At 56.4% G+C, this 20258-nt stretch carries 11 protein-coding genes; 6 read left to right on the top strand and 5 right to left on the bottom strand.

Annotated elements, in window-relative coordinates; all coding sequences use genetic code 11:
• The first annotated feature begins 38 nt into the window (after positions 1-38).
• Positions 39-587: a copper-binding periplasmic metallochaperone CueP gene (cueP, locus tag HX778_RS20535; protein WP_176982909.1), complete on the top strand. Its 549-nt coding sequence runs from the start codon at positions 39-41 to the stop codon at positions 585-587.
• 42 nt (positions 588-629) lie between these two features.
• Here the strand turns inward: cueP and HX778_RS20530 are convergent, their stop codons facing one another.
• On the bottom strand, positions 630-1193 hold the full coding sequence (locus tag HX778_RS20530) for a LuxR C-terminal-related transcriptional regulator (protein WP_370527408.1): 564 nt from the start codon (positions 1191-1193) through the stop codon (positions 630-632).
• Between the two features lie 623 nt (positions 1194-1816).
• Here HX778_RS20530 and pgaA point away from each other — a divergent pair.
• The 4 genes from pgaA to pgaD are packed head-to-tail and all read left to right on the top strand — an operon-like array spanning position 1817 to position 8058.
• Positions 1817-4258, top strand: coding sequence for a poly-beta-1,6 N-acetyl-D-glucosamine export porin PgaA (pgaA, locus tag HX778_RS20525; RefSeq protein WP_176982907.1), 2442 nt, complete (start codon positions 1817-1819; stop codon positions 4256-4258).
• An 8-nt stretch (positions 4259-4266) separates the two neighbouring features.
• Positions 4267-6282, top strand: a complete 2016-nt coding sequence (gene pgaB, locus HX778_RS20520; RefSeq protein ID WP_176982906.1) for a poly-beta-1,6-N-acetyl-D-glucosamine N-deacetylase PgaB — start codon at positions 4267-4269, stop codon at positions 6280-6282.
• Positions 6275-7603 carry a poly-beta-1,6-N-acetyl-D-glucosamine synthase gene (gene pgaC / locus HX778_RS20515; protein ID WP_176982905.1) on the top strand — a complete coding sequence of 443 codons (1329 nt, stop codon included), beginning with the start codon at positions 6275-6277 and terminating at the stop codon, positions 7601-7603. Before pgaB ends, pgaC begins: the two co-directional genes overlap by 8 nt.
• On the top strand, positions 7603-8058 hold the full coding sequence (pgaD, locus tag HX778_RS20510; protein WP_176982934.1) for a poly-beta-1,6-N-acetyl-D-glucosamine biosynthesis protein PgaD: 456 nt from the start codon (positions 7603-7605) through the stop codon (positions 8056-8058). The genes pgaC and pgaD overlap by 1 nt, the downstream gene beginning before the upstream one ends.
• 19 nt (positions 8059-8077) lie before the next feature.
• Here the strand turns inward: pgaD and HX778_RS20505 are convergent, their stop codons facing one another.
• Positions 8078-9178, bottom strand: a complete 1101-nt coding sequence (locus tag HX778_RS20505) for an AbrB family transcriptional regulator (protein ID WP_176982904.1) — start codon at positions 9176-9178, stop codon at positions 8078-8080.
• Between the two features lie 192 nt (positions 9179-9370).
• On the opposite strand from HX778_RS20505, the gene HX778_RS20500 reads away from it, so the two are divergent.
• On the top strand, positions 9371-10003 hold the full coding sequence (locus HX778_RS20500) for a TetR/AcrR family transcriptional regulator (protein ID WP_176982903.1): 633 nt from the start codon (positions 9371-9373) through the stop codon (positions 10001-10003).
• An 84-nt stretch (positions 10004-10087) separates the two neighbouring features.
• Here the strand turns inward: HX778_RS20500 and HX778_RS20495 are convergent, their stop codons facing one another.
• The 3 genes from HX778_RS20495 to HX778_RS20490 all read right to left on the bottom strand — a co-directional run bounded on the left by HX778_RS20495 (position 10088) and on the right by HX778_RS20490 (position 20210).
• On the bottom strand, positions 10088-18655 hold the full coding sequence (locus tag HX778_RS20495; protein WP_176982902.1) for a GH36-type glycosyl hydrolase domain-containing protein: 8568 nt from the start codon (positions 18653-18655) through the stop codon (positions 10088-10090).
• A gap of 156 nt (positions 18656-18811) precedes the next feature.
• A complete protein-coding gene (locus HX778_RS25050; RefSeq protein WP_218167218.1) occupies positions 18812-18979 on the bottom strand; it encodes a YnfU family zinc-binding protein in 168 nt (55 codons plus the stop codon).
• A gap of 91 nt (positions 18980-19070) precedes the next feature.
• Positions 19071-20210, bottom strand: coding sequence for a DSD1 family PLP-dependent enzyme (locus HX778_RS20490; protein WP_176982901.1), 1140 nt, complete (start codon positions 20208-20210; stop codon positions 19071-19073).
• Positions 20211-20258: the final 48 nt, after the last annotated feature.

Below are 20258 nucleotides of genomic sequence, written 5' to 3'. Positions count from 1 at the left end.
CAGTGATGGTTAAACCTTACTCTGGAAAAGGAAACAGGATGAAAACACGTATCATAACGGCGTTACTGGCGCTGACTCTCAGCGGCACCGCTCTGGCATCAACGCCTGAGGCAAATGCCTTTCTGGCGAAACACGGGCTGGCGGGAAAAACCACCGAGCAAATGGTTGAGGCTATCGACCAGTCCCCGCAGGCTCGCCCGCTGGGCTTTAGCGCCGGGATCACCAGCCGCGAGCTGGTGCTTTCGGACGGGCAGCAGAAGTTTAGCTATCCGTTGGGGGACAAGTTCTATCTGTCGTTTGCGCCATACCTGCAGCAAACGCATCCTTGCTTCAATCACAGCCTTTCCGGCTGCCAGGGTGAGATGGCCAATACGCCTTTTGAGGTCAAAATTACCGATAAAGCGGGCAACGTTATCCTGAATAAAACGCTTACCAGCCAGCCAAACGGCTTCATCGGCGTGTGGCTGCCGCGCAATACCGAAGGGACGGTCAGCGTCAGCTATCAGGGCCGCGCCGCGCACTCCGCTTTTGCCACCTTTGATGACAGCCAAACCTGTATGACTACATTGCCGCTGCAGCAATCCTGAGCCCCAATGGTGGCGGCTACCTAAACGTAACCGCCGCCTGAATCACGGATAGTTGTTTTCTTCATCGGTAAACATAAGCAGGCAGGCCTCGTTAAAATTGCTCAGCCCAAGCCTTTCGTAAAGCTCGCTTCGCCTGCGATACAGGCTTTTAAGCGACGTATTGAGTTTTGCGGCCACGGCCTCCATGGGTAACCCCTTCCTAAGCAAGGCCATCATTGTGCGTTCGTCTGCGCTAAGGCGCATGTCGTAAAACCATTCCCTGGCCTGGCGGTCGATTTTCACCTTTTGCAGCAGCGTGAACAGAGCTTCCACGTCCTTGTGCGACATAGACATGTCGAGACTCCACTTGAGCCTGAGCGGGGAGAGTTCGCTGTGGCGCATATCAAGCATGATGCAGAGCACGGGCGCGTCGGCCTTTTCTGCGCTGGTAATGATGTTTTCCCACTGCACCAGCGGCAGGCGGCTATCGACCAGCACGGCGTACTCTTCGTAGCCAAAGCTGAAACTCCTTCTTTCCACGGAGCACAACAGAATGAGGTCGGGAAAATAGCCTTTTATTCCCTGGTAAAGATAGCGATCCTGGGTTATCAAAATTGTCGCATTCACCGCAGCATATCCCTTTAATATCACTTAAATCCTGAATGCATATCCATTGAGCCTGGGGCATGCGCGAATACAGCGTATTTCCACTATTTCATTTAAAAATGAGCTAACTAACTTTTAGGTAAGTTAGGCGGGAAGTCTTTTTAAGAATGAGGTGTAAATGCAGGGACGTCCTTCTTTATTATCAGTGGGGAGAATTATAAATAAAAAGAAATAAGAAAAAAGGCGCTGAAATGGAAATTAGGATTCTTTGCCAGGAAACCTCCTGATCGGTACAGGGAAATACACCGTGAAATACCGGGAATCGCAACGCGAAGCTCATTCACAAGCAGGCTTGTGATTTTATTTATATTTAAAATCAATGCATTGAATGATGTCGTGGTATGGTTTTTTAATTATTGAAAATCCAATGCAGAGTATTCTTAAAAGCATCTTTGCAGCCTGTGTGCTGTATTCACAAAATTATTGTCAGTAACTTATCATTCCTGTCGTCGACGCTATTGCAATAAAACACTTTGAACGTCAGAGGGCATTTTACTGTGCCAGTTTTTTCCGCTGATGCCGAATTCCGGCATTCAAATGCGGAGCATGAACCATGCTCATTCATAATGGAATAATAGATATTTATGGGACAACGGCGGAGTATCAATAAGTTATTCTTTTATCGTGGCGTGAAGCTATCGCTATTTTTAGTCATACCAGGTTTTTTTTCGGTGCAAGGAATGGGGGCAACATCGTCATATGACAGGCAGGTATTACAGGCTCGCGGCGGAGATTATCGCCCTCTGCTGGACGCGCTTAAGCATGAGGAGCAGGTCAGGATGCTTAACCCGGAGCAGGTGGCAGACTGGCTTCAGGTCGCCTCCTGGGCAGGACTTGATGATGAGGTCGTCAGCGTCTGGCAGCGTTATCAGCGGCGAATGTCCATCCCGGCTCGCGGCCTGGCCGCTACCGCGCAATCTCTGCGTAATTTAAAGCGCTGGACGGAGTCACTTTCTCTCTGGGAAGAAGCGCTCAGGCTTTCACCCGGCAATGATGATTACCGCATGGGGCAAATTAAAACGCTGGCCGACGGCCAACAGCGCTGGCAGGCGAGGGAAGAGGCGCTGCGTCTGGTCGAGGAAAAGCCCGACCTCGCACATTTACAGACGCTCTCTTATGTCTATCTGCGGCAAGGGATGACCTGGGACCTGTTGCTAAGCGACACGCGAGCCCTGGCACTTGCGCCAAGGGATAAAACCGCGCTGCAAAACCTGATAGCCAGCCTGACCGTGAACAGGGTGAATACTGCGGCGCTGGCGTTAGCCAACGAAGCGGAACTTCCGGCATCCGACCGCAGAAATCTGGAGGTGAATGCGGCGGCCGAAATGGTGCGTATCGCTGAAATTCCTCCGGGGGAGGAAAAAGCGCGCTTTACCGTCGCGCAGCGGGCGTTGGATCGCTACCACGCCTTACTCACCAAATGGCGCAGCGATCCGCAGGCTCAGCAGGACATCTCGCGGGCGCGAATAGACAGGCTTGGCGCGCTCTACGCCCACAATTATTACCCAAAGGTCATTCAGGAATATGAAGCCCTGGCCTCAGAAAACGTGCGGGTTCCGCCCTGGGCTTTACGCTGGGTGATTGCTTCTTACCTGGCAGAAAAACAGGTAGAAAGCGCGCAGGCGCTAACGCCGCAGCTGTTCAGCGGCGCGGCGAATGAGAACGAGCAGGCGATGTTTTATGCCTTGCTGGACAGCGGCCAGTACGACGCCGCCGGTCGATATTTGCAAAACCTGACTCAGGTAACGCCCTATCGTCGCTATGTGTCGGGCTTCCCGGCACCCCAGCCGAATGACCGCTGGCTGGAGGCGAAAACGCTCTCTGTTCAATACCTTTTAGCCACTGACGCGCTGCCAGAAGCACAGGCGCTGTCTCAACGTCTGGCCAGAACCGCGCCGGGGAATCAGGGATTAAGTATCGATTATGCCAGGGTTTTGCAGGCGCGTGGGTTGCCGCTGGCCGCCGAGCGAGAGCTAAAAAAAGCGGAAGTGCTCGAGCCGTCCAACCTTGAGCTTGAGCGGCAGCAGGCTTATGTCGCGCAGGATCTTCACGAGTGGCGGCAAATGGATTTGTTGACCGACGATGTGATGCTGCGCGCCCCGCTGGAGATCGGTTCTCAGCGGCTGAACCGCTCGCGGGATGTTCACCGGATGTCCGAACTGCGCATTAACGGCCAGCAGGGGATCCACTCTGATACGCCCGTCAGCGGGGCGCACGATTTTAACTGGGATATGGCCGTCTATGGCCCACCTGTGGCCGACAGCTGGCGGCTGTTTGGTGGCCACCGTTTTAACAGCGGGCGCTTTGAAGAAGGCAAGGGATCCAGCCGCAGCGTGTTTGGGGGAATCGAGTGGCGGCCGCGCAATAGCTGGGTCGAGCTTGAACTGGCGAACAACAACTACAACGGCGGCAATAAGCCGGGCGGCCGCGTCTCGGCCTGGCACAGCTTCAGCGACGGCTGGCGCGTGGGGGGCGAGGTTGAACGTCTGGCACGGGCAACTCCGCTGCGGGCTTTGCGCAACGGGGTAAGCGCCAATCAGGCCAACCTGTGGCTGCGCTGGCATCAAAGCGAACGGCGTGAATATCAGCTGGCGACCGCGACCAGCTGGTTCTCAGACCATAACCACCGCCAGGAATACACCTTGCAGGGCAAAGAGCGGCTGTGGCAGACGGCGCGGATCGCGCTCGACCTGCAGCCCGGCGTGGCTTACAGCACCAACAGCCAGACCGACACGGTGTATTACAGCCCGAAATGGGACTTATCTGCCGCGCCCACGCTCGTCGCTAACCACGTGATGTATCAGTGCTATGACACCGTCTGGAGCCAGCAGGTTAGCGCCGGGGCGGGTATTTACCGGCAAAAAAACTATGGAGCAGGGGCGATGACGTCGCTGGGATATGGCCAGCGTATCCAGTGGAACAACGTCCTCGACACCGGGGCCATGCTGAACTGGGAAAAGCGGCCCTGGGACGGCAAGCGGGAAACTCATCTCGCCGTCGCTTTTGATGCGAATTTACGATTTTAAGGACAAACATGCTGACCAACAGTTTTCGTCTCGGCCTGATCGTTTTTGGCTGGTTATTGACCTTTTCTGGCCTGCACGCGCAGGAGATTCATTTTCTGCCGCCAAAAGAGCGGCCAGAGCTTGAAGCCAATAAACCCTGGCCGAAGAACCATTTTCTGGTGCTGGCTTACCATGACGTCGAAGACAGCGACCCCGATCAGCGCTATCTGGCGGTGCGCACCAGCGCCCTTAACGAGCAAATCAGCTGGCTGTTGCAGAACGGCTACCGGCCGGTAAGCGTGCAGGCGATTCTGGATGCCCATCGGGGGGGAACCCCGCTGCCGCCAAAGGCGTTTTTGCTCACCTTCGATGACGGGTACAGCAGTTTTTACACCCGCGTCTGGCCGCTGCTCAAGGCTTACAATGTGCCCGCGCTCTGGGCACCTGTCGGCAGCTGGGTGGACACTCCGCCAGGGAAGAACGTGGATTTCGGCGGGCTGATGACCGCCCGCGATAAGTTTGCCACCTGGGATATGGTTCGCGAGCTAAGCCAGTCCCCGCTGGTTGAGATCGGTTCGCACACCTGGGCTTCACATTACGGTATTCCGGCGAATCCCCAGGGCAGCCGTGAGCCAGCTGTAGCCAACCGGGCGTGGAATAAACTCACCGGCCAGTATGAAAGCGACGAGCAATTTACCCGGCGTATTGACGACGACGTGCGCCAAATCAGTCGAAAAATAGAGCAGGTCAGCGGCAAGGCTCCACGCACCTGGGTCTGGCCCTATGGCGCGGCCAACGGCACCTCGCTGGGCGTCATCAAAAAGCAAGGCTACCAGATGGCGTTCACGCTCAACGATGGCCTGGCCGACGTGCGCGACCTGGATAATATTCCACGCGTTCTGATAGCCGGTAACCCAACGCTCAAGGCGTTTGCCAATATCGTGAGCCGCGTCCGGGAGCCGGATCCGGTGCGCGTTATGCATGTGGATCTTGATTACGTCTATGACCCAAACCCGACGCAGCAGACGAAGAACATCGATGCTCTGGTGCAGCGGGTGTATGACATGAAAATCAGCCATGTCTTTTTGCAGGCGTTCTCTGACCCGATCGGCGACGGCAATATCAGGTCGCTCTATTTCCCTAACCGCTGGCTGCCGATGCGCGCCGATCTGTTTAACTTCGTCGCCTGGCAGCTGCGCACGCGGGGGGATGCCAAAGTGTTCGCCTGGCTGCCGGTGCTCTCTTTTGACCTGAACGCCGCGCTGCCCAGGGTGCAAAGCTGGGACGCCGCCAGCGGGAAAACGCATCGGGCCACCAGCCCTTATTTGCGGCTTTCTCCGTGGAACCGGCAGGTTCGGCATCAGATTGTCGACATCTATGAAGATCTCGCCCGGCATGCGGTGTTTGACGGCATTCTTTTCCACGACGATGCGCTGCTCACGGACTTTGAAGATGCCGGGCCGGACGCTATGACCGCTTACCGGCAGGCGGGGTTTCAGGGAAACATCGGCGACATTCATCAAAACCCGGCTGAACTTCAGCGCTGGACGCGCTTTAAAAGCCAGACGCTGATTGAGTTCACCCGCACGCTGACCGCCGCGGTGCGGAATATTCGTGGCCCGCAGATAAAAACTGCCCGAAATATCTTTGCGCTGCCGATTCTGGAGCCAGAGAGCGAGGCGTGGTTCGCCCAGAACATTGACGATTTTCTGGCTGCCTACGACTGGACGGTGCCGATGGCGATGCCGCTGATGGAGTCGGTGCCGCTGGAAGAGAGCAATAGCTGGCTGGAACGACTGATCAAGGCCGTGGCGGTGAAGCCTTCGGGAATGAATAAAACCATTTTTGAACTTCAGGCCCGCGACTGGAACCACAAAGCGCAGAAAGGCATAGCCGATAAACAGCTGGTGGAGTGGATGCAGCTGCTGCAGCTGAACGGCGTGAAGCATTATGGCTACTACCCGGATGACTTCATCAATAACCAGCCCGATATCTCGCACATCAGGCCTGAAATTTCCTCTTACTGGTACCCAAACAATGACTGATCGTCTTCTCTCCTTGCTGATTCTGGGCCTGGTCTTTGGGCTGCCGCTCGGCATGGCGGCGGTGTTTACCGGAAAAATCTTGCTCGACTTCGTGTTCTTCTGGCCGCTGTTCATGTCGGTGCTGTGGATGACCGGTGGGCTCTATTTCTGGTTCCGGCTGGAGCGCCACTGGCCGTGGGGCAAAGACGTGCCGCCGCCGCAGCTGGAAGGCAATCCGCTGATCTCTATCCTTATCCCTTGTTTTAACGAAGGCAAAAATGCCCGCGAAACGATAGAGGCCGCGCTGGCCCAGCGCTATAGCAATATCGAGGTTATCGCCATCAACGATGGATCGCGGGATAACACCGCTGAGATCCTGAACCAGCTTGCGCAGGAATACCCGAAGCTGCGGGTGATTCATCTGGCCGCAAATCAGGGCAAAGCTGTGGCGCTTAAAGCCGGTGCCGCCGCCGCGCGCGGGGATCTGCTGGTGTGTATTGACGGCGATGCGTTATTGGAGCGGGACACTGCGGCTTACCTTGTGATGCCGCTGATTCGGCACCCAAACGTGGGCGCCGTTACCGGAAATCCTCGAATCCGCACCCGCTCGAATCTGATTGGCCGTATCCAGGTCGGTGAATTCTCTTCGATTATCGGGCTGATTAAACGCACTCAGCGCATTTATGGCCGCGTATTTACCGTTTCCGGCGTGATTGCCGCCTTTCGCCGCCAGGCGCTGGCGGATGTGGGCTACTGGAGCCCGGATATGATCACCGAAGACATTGATATTAGCTGGAAGCTACAGCTGCATCACTGGACGCTCTATTTTGAGCCGCGCGCGCTTTGCTGGATCCTGATGCCCGAAACGCTCAAAGGGCTGTGGAAGCAGCGGTTGCGCTGGGCACAGGGCGGGGCAGAAGTTTTTCTGGTCAACCTGCGTCGGTTGTTCCGCTGGGAGCATCGCCGGATGTGGCCGCTGTTTATGGAGTACGTGCTTTCGACGGTGTGGGCCTTCGCCTACGCGATAACCATCCTGCTGTTTATTGCCAGCCACCTGGCTACGCTGCCCGCCAATCTGGTGGTTGAAACGCTCTTTCCGCCGGAGTTTACCGGGCTGCTGCTGGGGGTGATGTGCCTGATGCAGTTCCTGGTCAGCCTGTTCATCGAGCGGCGTTATGAAAAGCGGATAGCCGGATCGCTGTTCTGGATCGTCTGGTTCCCGCTGATGTACTGGATGATAGGCCTGTTAACCACCCTGGTGTCATTCCCGAAAGTAATGCTTAAACGCCGCCGCGCCCGCGCGCGCTGGGTAAGTCCTGACCGTGGAAAAGGAAGAATATGATGCAGACCAACACGCTGATATTGACCGAAGACCGACTGGGGCCGCGCCTGTTCGACGGCCTGTTAACCGCGATTGCCTGGGCCGGCTTTCTGTTCTTTGTGTGGAAAAATCTGCTGCTTCAGCTGATGCTGCTGCCCGGCCAGCGCGGGGAAATATTCGCGCAGTCGCTCAATTCCGTGCTGCTGTATTTGCTGATTGCGGGGATAAACGGCTGGCTGCTGATCCTCTGGTATCAGTACAGCCTGCGCCGGTACAGCGACCGATACCACGACGAGCATAGCCCGCTTCAGCTTAGCGAGCTGGCCCGCAGTTTTAACCTGTCGACGCAGCTCGTTTCGGAGATGAGCCAGTACAACCAGCTCACGGTTTATCACGATCAGATTGGGCAGATAATCAATCTTAAAAACAATCGGGCAGAGAGCGAGGCGGACTTCGCGGCAGAGGACCCTGTTTAGGCCTCGACGGGCGGGCGTATCATGCGCCCGTTTGCTTTTTAGCCTGCCGCCTCATGATATTGCCGATGATTGGCCCGAAGGCGACCAGAATAATAAAGCGGGTCATCTGCATCGACATCACAAAGGCGATGTCAATGTGCTTGCTGGAGGCGGCAATAATCGCTATGGAATCCGCGCCGCCGGGGCTCATCGCTAAATAAGCGGTGAGCGGGTCGATATCGGTAACTTTCACCAGCACCGCCGCCATCACCCCGCAAAGGGCAATCAGAATCACAATGCTGATCGCGATGCGGGGCAGTACCTGGGCGGCATGTTTTAGCAGCGGGCGGGTGAATTTCAGCCCAATACGCCAGCCGACAATGGTGTACGCGAGGACCAGCACCCACTGCGGCAGGGCTATCTCTATCCAGTTATTTTGTGAGAGCACCACGCCAGCCACCAGGGTTATCAGTAGCGCCCCGGCGGGGAGGCGTAGCAGTCTGGCCGCAATACAGCCGAAGGCGATAAGCCCGAAGGTTTCTGCCATCGCAACGTAAGAGCCGTGTGCAAAAAGATCTATCGCCGCCGATGTGGCAGGGACGTGCTCGCCTGAGACTTTCATCAGCACGGAAGCGACGCTTGCCACCATGATCACGCGCAGATATTGCATGGCGGCGACAAGCTGTGTGTCCGCGCCGTTGGCTTCGGCCATCAGCGTCATGGCCGTTGCGGCGCCGGGGCTTAATCCCCAGAACGCGGTGGTGCCTGGCAGGATACGCATGCGGGTTAATATCCAGCCGAGCAGCATACAGATAAAAATCACCGAAAAGACGCAGACGATAAACAGCAGCCAGTGAGCGCCAAAGGTGTCGGCGAGGCTGTGGGGCATTTTGCTGGCAATCATGCAGCCGATGATGCCTTGGGCGATGAGAAACAGCGTGCCGTTGGGCTGAATTCTGGCGCCGTTAAGGGAGATAACGATCCCGGCTATCATCGGCCCCAGCAGCAGGGCGGCAGGGATGTTCAGCCAGGTCAGCAGCCCCCCGCAAAGCGCGGTGGCAATAATCAGCGTGCTCCACTGCATACGCTGGGGTGACAGCAGGCGATTACCGTTGGGTTGAGCAGGATCTTGTTTCTTCATCGTTCCATAGCCGCCCGCAGCGCGGAAGAATATTCGGTTTAAGCTGGCTCGCGCCAGAGCCGTGGCTTAAACTCATGGGAAGTTACATTATGCGAGGGAGTCCTCGCATAACTCAGGATTCTAGAGGATGTCCTCGCATATCTCAATCGATGCATGCGATTAAATGTTAGCGGATGGAAACGAAATACTTTTATGACAAAACCAGCGCCCTTAACGCCCACACCGCCTAAACGCCTGCGTGGCCATCTCCGCGTGGCGGCTATCACCGAAGCGGCAACCCGGCTCTTCGCCGAAAAGGGCTTTGATGCCGTGACTATGACCGAGATCGCCGCCAGCTCCGGCACGGCTATCGGTTCGCTGTATCGGTTTTTCCCGAACAAAGAGTCGCTGGCCGATGCGTTGCTGCTGGAGTACACCCGCGAGGTGATTGACCGGCTGGAGGTGCTGGAGGCCAGCGTGACCGGGGTGGATATTCCGAAGGCGGCAGACCTGTTCACCCGCTTTGTGCTGTCGCTTCAGTCACAGCGCACCTTTGCCCTCAGGCTGGTGGAAGAGCGCGGCGAGCATCAAGCGGCCCGACTTCAGTTCAGGGATGCCATGCGTGGCGGGTTTTCCAGCGCGCTCCAGATTGTTATCCCTGGTTTATCCGCCGAACGAGCCGGCCTGATGACTATTGTGATTCTGCAAATGCTCAAAGGCGCGGCGGCGGCCAATCTTCAGAATGAAAAGGAGCGTAAGGCGGTGCTCGCCGAGGCGCAGGCGCTGCTGGTTTTATACCTTTCAACGGAACAGGTGAGGCTTAACTCACCTGCGGGCGAGGTATAGCGGCTAATCAATAAAAGAATGCCAATGAACGTTTGAACAGCTGCTTCGCTTCACTTCCGCCCATGCGTGTAGCTGAGTGCCACCTCAGCGCTGAATAATATCAACCCGGTGATTTTGCCCGTCATCAAGTAGCGGAATGTTGTCGTCCGGCAGCGTCACACCGTCAAGGGCAACCTGGTAATCTTCACCACCTCGAGTAATAGTTATCTCATACTTGCTTGATTTGTATTGGTAATTCATAAAAATAGACGGCCAGTGATGCGGCAGCCGAGCGTGAACAGTAAAGGTGGTGGCGTAACATGTAATCCCCAGTAGCTCCTCCGTAAGGAGCCGATATGCCCAGCCAGCGGAACCGGTATACCAGCTCCATCCCGCCCGCCCTGTATGTGGCTTGACGCTATAAACATCCGCGCTCATTACATAAGGTTCCGCTTTATATATGCCGACTGAGGCGGAGTTTCCTGTGTGATTTATCGGACTGATAAGCGACCACAGCCGCCAGGCTCGCTCTGCATTGCCCATTCTGGCAAACGCCATAACTGCCCAGATAGCTCCGTGCGTATATTGCCCGCCGTTTTCCCTCACGCCCGGCAGATAACCCTGGATATAGCCAGGGTTAGGCCCATGGCCGTCGAACGGCGGCGTTAACAGTTTAATCAACCCGGCATCTTCATCCACAAGGTACTTGTCCAGGGCCTGCATGGCTTGCTCGCTGCGTGCCGGACTGGCGGCTCCGGACAGCACCGACCAGCTCTGTGCGATAGCGTCAATTCGGCAGTCCTGTGAGGCTTTAGAGCCAAGAGGGGTGCCCTCGTCAAAATATCCTCGCCGGTACCATTCTCCGTCCCAGGCGGTGGCCTCAAGCTGTTGCTGCAAACGTAGCGCTTGCGTGCGGCACAGTGAAGCAATATCAGCGTCCCGACGCTGCTCTGCAAGGTCCGCGAAGCGCTGTAAAATGTCATACAGGAAGAACCCAAGCCAGACGCTTTCACCTCTGCCTTCAATGCCCACCAGGTTCATGCCGTCATTCCAGTCACCTGCGCCCATTAGCGGCAGGCCATGCGGGCCAAACCGCAGCCCGTGCTTAATGGCTTTTACGCAGTGCAACCACAGCGTTTCTTCGCAGGTGCTGGTCACAGGCCTATCGTACACGGACTCTTCGCCAGGCTGGAGCTGGCGGCCTTCCAGATAAGGGATGCGTTGTTCCAGCACGACGTTATCTCCCGTGGTTGTCACATAGTGGCAGACGGCCAAAGGGAGCCAGAGGTAATCATCCGAACAGCGTGTACGAACGCCGTTGCCGTGAGGAGGGTGCCACCAGTGCTGGACGTCGCCCTCGATAAACTGCCTCGAGGCACACAGTACGATTTGTTCGCGCAGCCGTTCCGGCGCAGCATGACTCAGAGCCAACGTATCCTGCAACTGATCGCGGAAACCAAATGCGCCGCCTGACTGGTAGTAACCGCTGCGCGCCATCAGGCGACAGGCTATGGTCTGGTACAGCAACCAGCCGTTGACCAGTAAATTAACGCCGCTGTCCGGGGTATGGACAACGATTTTATCGAGCACATTGTGCCAGTATCGGTGAACGTTGTTCAGCTCTTCCCGGGCCGTATCTTCATGCAAATAGCGGGTGAGTGTCGCCCGGGCCTGCGTTTGATCCTCGCCAATGCCCAGCACGAAAACAAATGTCTTCTGATCGCCATCGATTAACGTCGCTGCAGATTGCACCGCACCGCAAGGATCCAGGCCGGCACCGGTTTTATCAGACAGCCTGCGCATGTGCATTGCGGCGGGATTTTTCAGGGAGCCATTGCGGCCAATAAACTCGCGGCGATCGCCCGTTAGCGAGCAGTGTGGGCCGGTAACGGCAAAAAATGCGGTTCGTTCTGCACCATTACCGCCGTAAAAGTTATTTGCCATGATGCCGCAAACGCCCGCGAGGCCAGTCGGCTGGGTAACGATATGAAGAGCGGAGCGGGTGCGCGACTCGCCTAACGTCCACTCTACATAACCGGTGACGGAGAGTTTACGAGTGCGTCCTGAGTTGTTACTGAGCGTCAGGATTGCGAGCTTAACCGGGGCCTGCCCGGCGACCAGCACCGTGAGCTCACTGTCTATGCCTTTCTCGCGATGGGCAAATACGCTGTAGCCAAAACCATGGCGGGTCAGATAGTCTCCCTGGCCGCGTATCGGCAGTGGGGTCGGTGACCAGCACGCGCCGGTTTCTTCATCGCGTAGATAAAAAGCTTCGCCGCTGCGGTCGCTGACGGGATCGTTTTCCCACGGGGTCAGGCGATATTCATGCGCATTTTCATACCAGCTGTAGGCTTGCCCTGCCTCTGACAGCACGCTACCAAAGTCTCGGTTTGCCAATACGTTGGACCAGGGGGCGGGCGTAGGCGAATTTTCCCTGAGTACAATTTGGTACTCCCGGCCATCCTGAGAAAAACCACCGAACCCATTGAAATGAAGCAGTTGGCTGGTATCTGGTGACCATGGAGTATGCTGATTCACGCCGGGCGCCACATGCGGAATAAACGCCCTCGGGGCCGTTTTAACAATATGAATACGGCGATCGAGCTGCTCGTTAAGCTCGCCTGCGCGATCGTCCAGATACAGGTGCGCCACGCTCATAAGCAGCAGCTTGTCTTCTGCAGAAAGGTGCTCGGCATTACGGACAAAAATACCGCCCGACTTATCGAGCAGGCTGGCTTCGGAGCCGGCATAAATCAGGTCCATAATCTGATTTTGCAACACTTGCTGATAGCCACCGGGGCCGTCATTTAGAATAACCAGGTCTACTGCCAGTCCTTTTAGTCGCCAGTAGCGGTGGGCCTGAATAAGCGTGGTGATGGAGAGAATACTCTCCTCGCTGGTGACGTTGAGCAACACAATCGGCAGATCGCCAGAAATTGTCCACCCCCACAGGCCAGACTGACCGCGTCGGTTACGGCAGAGGATCTGGCCGTCAGCACGCAGTTCCGGGCAGGGGAAAAGCACGGCGCTGGCAAGACGGTTAAACAGTGCGGCATCATCTTCGTTGGCGTTAATTTGCCGTAATACTACCCGACTGTGGGACCACGCCAGCTCAAAAACACGGTCCGCAATACGGCGATCGCGATATTTTTCCAGGAGGGCCAGGCTTTGCTGACGGTTTTCGCTGATACCGTAGATGATATCAACGGTTACCTGCTGCCCTGGCTGCAGGATGATGGACTGCCGGATAGCCAGGATGGGATCAAGTACAGGCCCGGAGGTGTTGCTGAGAGGGCCGTTTTCTTCGGCAGCCAGGGCATTGGCTGCATCCCTGCCGCGCCCGAGGAATTTTGCCCTGTCGGTTTCAAACGAGGCGCTCTTGCGGCTGCCGCCATGCACCACCATCATGTGGAACAGGACCGGGCTTTTTTCGTTCTGAGAGCGCGGTCTGCGATGGCACAAAATGGCGTCCTGCGCGGGAATCAGCTCCGTTTGGATAAACAGATTGCTGAACGCAGGGTGTGCCAGGTCGCTGTCGGCAGGAGCCAATACCACTTCTGCGTAGGTCGTCAGCTCCAGGGTACGTGGCTGACGCCCCCGATGCTGCAGCGTGATCCTCCTTAATTCTATATTGTCTTCGGGTGACACAACCACCTGAGTCCGGACGCCAAGCGTACCGAGGGTTCGTTTAAATTCCGCGCCAGCATCGGTAAAGATCGCTTCATCACCGGCATATGCTTCGTCCATAGGCTGGCAGGTGTTACTCCATATCTCGCCGGTTTGCGGATCGCTGATATAACAGAACGTTCCCCAGCAGTCGCTTGTGCTATCGCTACGCCAGCGGGTAAGGGCGATGTCGTTCCAACGGCTGTAGCCTCCTCCCGCGGGGGTTATCATCAGGTGATAATGTCCGTTGGATAACAGCTGAACCTCGGGCGCAGGGCCCTCAGCCGCGGTGAAACAGCGGGGTTCATAGCGAACAGGCTTCACTCTGCCTTCGTGGGACTCAAAGTGGCGGCGCGGGCTGTAAAGATCGACTGAATCAGGTACCCGCTCCTGGAGGAGAAGGCTGGCAGAGCGAAAGGCGGGACTGGACATAAAGCGGTCCGCCATCGGGGCATCCAGCAGCACGTGAGCCAGCGCCTGAAACGCCATACCCTGGTGGTGTGCCATCCATGACTGCACCACGGCGTACAGCTGGCCGGTTGCCAGCCGGGACGCGGTATAGTCCAGCGCCTCATAGAAACCGTATTCTCCGCGGGCGCCGTTTTTTTCCAGTGCAGCCAGATTTTCGCAGGCTTTTTGCGGGGAAACCATCAGCGCCAGTAGCGTGGCGTAAGGGGCAATCACCATATCGTCTGCCAGCCCGCGACGCAGGCCCAGGCCGGGAACGCCAAACGCCTGATATTGATAGTTTTGTTGAACATCAAATGCATGGTAGCCGGACTCTGACACGCCCCAGGGCACGCCACGCTCTTTTCCCCAGTGGATCTGGCGCATCACTGCCGACTGGCTCATTTTTTCTAGCAGACTGCCGGACCAGCCCGGCATCACCAGATTGGGCATCAGATACTCAAACATTGAGCCGCTCCAGGACATCAACGCGGTATCGTTATCAATGGTGGTGAATAGCCTCCCGAGCGCATACCAGCTTTTAAGCGGGAGCTGGTTAGTGGCGATGGCAACAAAACTGGTCAGGCGAATTTCAGATGGCAGCAGGTCGTACTGGCTTTTATCCAGCGAATTACCGTCGCTGTTGTAGCCGATGCTGAGCTGATTGGTGACTTTGCTATAGAGGAAGGTAAAGTCCATTCGCGCATGCTCGCTCAGCCGCTGTTCAAGCTCGGTGATGATGTCCAGCCGCAGACGTGCCAGGGCGATAGCCGAGGCGGGGGGCGTGCCTTCACCGGCAAATTTCGCACGGGCAAGCCAGTTCAGAGACGGCAGCGTAGGGTCGCTATAACTCTGCGGTAACCAGGCCAGAAGATGTGACCATTCCTGGCAGTGTTGTACGAGCTGGCGCTTTAAATGTTCGAGCCAGCGGAGCACCAGCTTGTTGTCCTGATGATACGACGCAGACAGGTGATTGCTTTGACTGCGCATGTTTTTAAGCTCGGCTAACAGGCGCGCCGGTGGCAGTAAGGCCGCGCTCAGGCAGTGCTTACGCAGTAGTCTCAATTCAGTTGGGGCATGCTGGCCCCAGTGTTTTTCAAGAATTCCTAGCGTGTCGTCAAGCCCCGCCAGCAGCCGTGACGCATTTAATACAGGCATATCGCGCAGGGCGGAGAGTCCTTCACGCAGGGTCAGTAAGTGGCCTGCCATATTGCCGCTGTCTACGCTTGAAACATAGCGAGGATTGAGCGGGGCAAGGGTTTGGGTGTCATACCAGTTATACAAATGGCCGCGAAAATGCTCCATCTTATCCAGCGAGTCGAGGGTAAGGGTTATGCGCTGCAGAACATCCCCGGACGGTAGATAACCAAAATCCCAGGCGGTAAGGTTGGCCAGCAATGAGAGGCCAATATTGGTGGGTGAGGTGCGGTGTGCTACTCGCGGCTGTGGAATTTCCTGATAGTTGTCCGGCGGCAGCCAGTTTTCCTCCTCAGTGGCGAAGGTTTCAAAAAAGGCCCAGATTTCACGACTGGTCTGACGTAGCAGCAGCGTTTGTTCTTTATTTGCTGAAAATGCCTGGCGTACAGGCTGCCGGCTCATCCAGCTCAGAAGCAGCGGCGCGAGACACCAGGCAATGCTGAGCGGCAGCGAGATGACCGAGAGAGAGGGAGAAAAATGGGCCGTCAGCACCGTTAAGGCCACGCCGCTCGCCAGGTTTAGCCACATGGCACGGTAAAAGCGGATCGGGGAGATTTTTGACGGTTCATTGTCCGGGTTGAAACTGGCCCATTGGTTCAAATTGCGCTTGCTGAACCCCAGCCGCCACAGGGTGACTGCAATAGCGTACAGCGAGTACCCGGCCTCATGCGGTAGCGTGACGATACTTAGCCCGCTGCGGGAAAACCGCCTCTGTGCTCCGCCTGCGACCTGCAGCAGGTGCCGGCTTAAAGATCGTTGGGCCGGCTTGGCGATCAGATCCTGGCTAACGGCCAAAGCCGTTGGCAGTAGCCACGCCAGCGCCAGTACGCCCAGCCAGTACAGAGGATTGGGTACCCATAACAATGTGCAAAACAGCAACGCCAGAAACGAGGGGGCCACCAGGCTGCGGCGCAGGTTATCGAATAATTTCCAGTAAGAGAGGGCGGATAATTGGTTTTTATCGCGGGTGCCATCCGCTTTTTTAACATGGAGCTTCAGCCAGTTCAGCAATTGCCAGTCGCCGCGGATCCATCGGGTACGACGCATGACGTCCGACAGATAGTTATTCGGATACTGCTCATACAGCAACACTTCGCTCAGCAGCCCTGAACGGGCATAGCAGCCTTCCAGTAAATCATGGCTGAGTACCAGATTTTCGGGGCAGGTATTTTGTGTGGCTAGCACAAAAATATCGACGTCGTAAATGCCCTTGCCAACGAACGAACCCTCCCCGAACAGATCCTGGTAGATATCTGATGACATCATCGAATAAGGGTTATTACCCGGTATGCTGCTGCACATTGCGGCATAGCGCCCCTGGCCATTGCGAGGCATTTCTTCCGCCAGCCCAGGTTGTAAAATGCCGTAGCCTTTAACCACCCGCTGGCGCTGAGGATCATACTGCGGGCGGTTCAGCGGGTGACTCATCGTGGCGACCAGCTTATGCGCTGTGTCACGGGGCAGGAGTGTGTCGCTGTCCAGCGTAATGACATATTTGACGCTCTCCGGTAGCAGGTGGGCAGGCATACCGGCCATGCTGGAGAATTGTGCATCGGGGTGGCGTAACCAGCTGTTCAGCAACGCCAGCTTGCCTCGTTTGCGCTCATAGCCCATCCACACCTTTTGCTGCGGGTTCCACTCCGGCGCCCGGTGAAGCAAATAAAAGCGTGGGCGGCTGGCCGGATAGCGCCGGTTGAGATCCGCTATCTGTGAGCGAGCAAGCTCAAGGAAGGCTGCGTTTTCCGGCGAGTCTTCATGCGTCGAATCTGCAAAGTCGGTCAACAGGGCAAAGCAGAGGTTTTCGCTGGGATTACCGATCTGGCAAACCTCCAGGCTGGTCACGAGTTTGCTGATGCCTTGCCGACTGGTCAACAGGCAGGGAATAACGACCATGGTCGCCGAATCCGCAGGGATCCCGGCAGAATAATCCATTCGCGGTAGCGGCCGGGGCGTACGAAAGCGGGTAGTCATTTCACTGAGCAGGTCACTCATTACCTGGCTTACCGCGATGATAAGCGGTGCGGCCAGCGGTATCAGTAGCCAACCTGTTCCCTGTTCTGAGGTCTGGTACAAAATTTCGGCCACCGCCGCGGTGGTCAATAAACTCAGGCTGCCAAGCCACGAAAGCAGAGGGATTTGGGTGAAGCTATGCCGTAGGCGGATGAGGAGTGAGGTATCTGCAGACAGTTGTCTTTCAAGGTGCTGACGGCCTTCACCCACCAGATAGTAGCCAATATGATGGCCTGACATGTTGGCCGAAGCCTGGCGGGACAGGTCAAGTACAAGCTGAGCGACTTCCTGTTCGCTGAAACGGCTATCCCTGGCGAGGATCTCAACCACATGGCGATAATTGTCGCGGGTATCAAAATGCATCAGGGGATAGATAGCGGCGGGATCCTGGCGCAGGGTCTGTTCCACGATGCTCATGGTCTCGGCAAAATCCTCCCAGTTGGTTTCGCTGAGTAAACGCAAACCGGCAATACTGTTGCTGACAGAGAGCTGACTGGCGGCAAGCTGCTGATTAAAGTTATGGATCAAAATATCGGGAGTGACACCTTGTGCGGCAAGTCGTTGCTCAATCCAGCTCAGGGGCAGCGCCAGCATATTGCCGTGTCCCTGCAGGCGACGTACCAGCTCGGCGACAAAGGCGCTGCTCAGCGGCGGCTGGGAACGCGCCATGTCGGCAACAACCATGATCACGTCCGCAGGAGCATTCTCTGCACACTCGAAGATTTTGCTTACCCAACTGTCGGCCAGGTCGCGTTCCTGCTGAGCTTTTACCACATCGATACTTACCCGGCGGAGGTTCTCAATTAAGGCCAGCCTAAGCATGCCGGGTAACGCCCAGATCTCTCCAAGCGTAAGAGGCGTTTCCTGCTGGTAGGCGGTGATATAGCCGGTCAGGCTGGCTGTGTCCCAGCGCCCATCTCCGTGGGCAATGGCTTCGGCCGCGATATCATAAATACGCGGGCAATGATGCGGCGGAGCCAGCGCCGGTAGCCCTTTACCAAAGTTATTCGGCAGATGCTGGCGTACGATGCGGATCTGTTCCTCAATCAGATAGTAATTGTCCAGCAGCCACTCTCCGGCGGGCATTACGCTGGCTTTTTTCCCGGCATTTAGCAGATAGCAGTTTTGCGTAATGATTGTCTCATTGTCGCCAAGCCGTTTAAGCAGGTAGTAAGGCTGTCTGTCAGGAGATAACTTATGTGAACGGGCTAGCTTCTGCCCGTAGCGCTCCATTTGCGGCGTGGAAAAAAGTTCGGATTCAACCGTAGGGTCGTTGGCCGGGAACGGGACGAGGCCGGCTGCTGGTGGCTGGGCACGGGTGCGGCTAAGCCACGCCTTAGGATTCATTTTCATAGGTTTGCTCTGATGCGACGTAAACGCGCAGGAGCAGTTGCGAAATCAGTTCAGAAACGTTCTCTCAGGATGGGCGTGAGGCATCAGGGATTTTACAGCTGCTGTATCAATCTTTAAGTATAGAACACGAATTTTGTAATAAAACGAGCCTGAAGATCAGCGAGGCGCGACAAATAAGGACTTACATCCAGGGCAAAGCATGGCCTGCTTCAAACGAATTTTTGAACGGGGTTGCGTAGATTTAAAGCCGCATACAGGGCAGGTTACCGTAGCTGTTGACGCCCCCCCGGCGAGGAGCTTCATTGCGTAATCGATAAAAGACATGATGATCAACCTTTCAATGAATGTTTTCTATCCTACCACGTGTGATTAAAAAGTGCGCAGGCCATCGCATTGTCAATGGCCTGCCGTCACTTTACCAGCCGACGATCCGCTGCCAGACCTCGTGCCCCTGACCATCGTCGCTCAAAACCTGATATTGCAGATGCATAGCGGCGGTGGCACACGCGTGGTTGGGCAGAATACGTACCCGGCTGCCGACGGGGAAATTCTCGACGGTAAAGGCAGCGTTTGGCGGCAGGGCAATAATCCCGTGTTCCTGGTTGGTGGTGGTAACCAGCAGGTTTTCGTAGGGATCGCCGCTCAGGCTGCACACCAGCCCATAGCCGTAGTCCTGGCTTTGGCCTGCCGTACCCCTGTCACGGGAAAGCGCCATCCATCCGGCATCGATAAATACCCAGCCTTTTTCTTTATTGTGCCCGATAACCGTGGTGACGATGCTAATCGCAATATCCTCCAGGCGGCAGACGCCGACGTTTTTCATCACCAGGTCGAAGGTGGTAAACACCCCGGCTCTGACTTCGGTTATGCCGGAAAGATCGTCCGCAAAGTGGGCGGTCGGCGTCGCGCCAACGCTTAATATCGGGCAGGCGTAACCGTGTGCTCGTAGGCGGTCACCGGCGGTTTTGATCGCGGCGCATTCGGCTCTGGCGGCGGCTAAAATAGCTTCGTCGGTGCGGCAGCTATAGGATTCCCCGGCGTGAGCCAGCAGCCCGGTCAGCGTTGAACCACTTGCCTCAATTAGGCGGGCCAGCGTCAAAAGTTCGTCGCTGTGCGGCGGCAAACCGCCGCGATGACCGTCGCAGTCAACTTCAATAAATACCGAAAATTTGAGGCCATGCTCTTTGCCAAATGCGGCTATGGCGTCGGCCTGCGGCTCGCTGTCGAGCAGAATATGCAGGTTCACGCCTTTAGCCATCAGCGCCGCAACGCGAGCAAGTTTATGGGGGGCGATGCCGACGGCGTAGAGCAGATTGGTGTAGCCCGCGGCGGCAAATGCCTCAGCCTCGGCAAGCGTCGAAACCGTGGACGGAGAATCGCCTTGTGCAAGCAGATAGCTGGCGGCCTCAATAGAGCGCAGCGTTTTCAGATGCGGCCGGACCACGCTTCCTAAGGCGTGAATGCGGGAGTAAAGCCGCTCAATATTGCGCAGGTATTTGCTTTTCTCGATCAGCAAAAAAGGGGTATCAAGGGTGGTCATCCAGTTAGCGGGCATAGGGTGTCTCCTGTCGTGGGAAAGGCCATGTTGCCATCCGGCTGATTA

Source organism: Cedecea sp. P7760 (assembly GCF_013386425.1).
Classification (GTDB): Bacteria; Pseudomonadota; Gammaproteobacteria; order Enterobacterales; family Enterobacteriaceae; genus Cedecea; species Cedecea selenatireducens.
This window is presented reverse-complemented; position numbering and strand designations above follow the sequence as displayed.

Bases quoted from the DNA above. Each gene is read 5' to 3' on its own strand.
- pgaA (WP_176982907.1), top strand. From the start codon at position 1,817: ATGGGACAACGGCGGAGTATCAATAAGTTATTCTTTTATCGTGGCGTG.
- HX778_RS20495 (WP_176982902.1), bottom strand. From the start codon at position 18,655: ATGAAAATGAATCCTAAGGCGTGGCTTAGCCGCACCCGTGCCCAGCCA.
- HX778_RS20505 (WP_176982904.1), bottom strand. From the start codon at position 9,178: ATGAAGAAACAAGATCCTGCTCAACCCAACGGTAATCGCCTGCTGTCA.
- HX778_RS25050 (WP_218167218.1), bottom strand. From the start codon at position 18,979: ATGTCTTTTATCGATTACGCAATGAAGCTCCTCGCCGGGGGGGCGTCA.
- pgaC (WP_176982905.1), top strand. From the start codon at position 6,275: ATGACTGATCGTCTTCTCTCCTTGCTGATTCTGGGCCTGGTCTTTGGG.
- HX778_RS20500 (WP_176982903.1), top strand. From the start codon at position 9,371: ATGACAAAACCAGCGCCCTTAACGCCCACACCGCCTAAACGCCTGCGT.
- HX778_RS20490 (WP_176982901.1), bottom strand. From the start codon at position 20,210: ATGCCCGCTAACTGGATGACCACCCTTGATACCCCTTTTTTGCTGATC.
- cueP (WP_176982909.1), top strand. From the start codon at position 39: ATGAAAACACGTATCATAACGGCGTTACTGGCGCTGACTCTCAGCGGC.
- pgaB (WP_176982906.1), top strand. From the start codon at position 4,267: ATGCTGACCAACAGTTTTCGTCTCGGCCTGATCGTTTTTGGCTGGTTA.
- pgaD (WP_176982934.1), top strand. From the start codon at position 7,603: ATGCAGACCAACACGCTGATATTGACCGAAGACCGACTGGGGCCGCGC.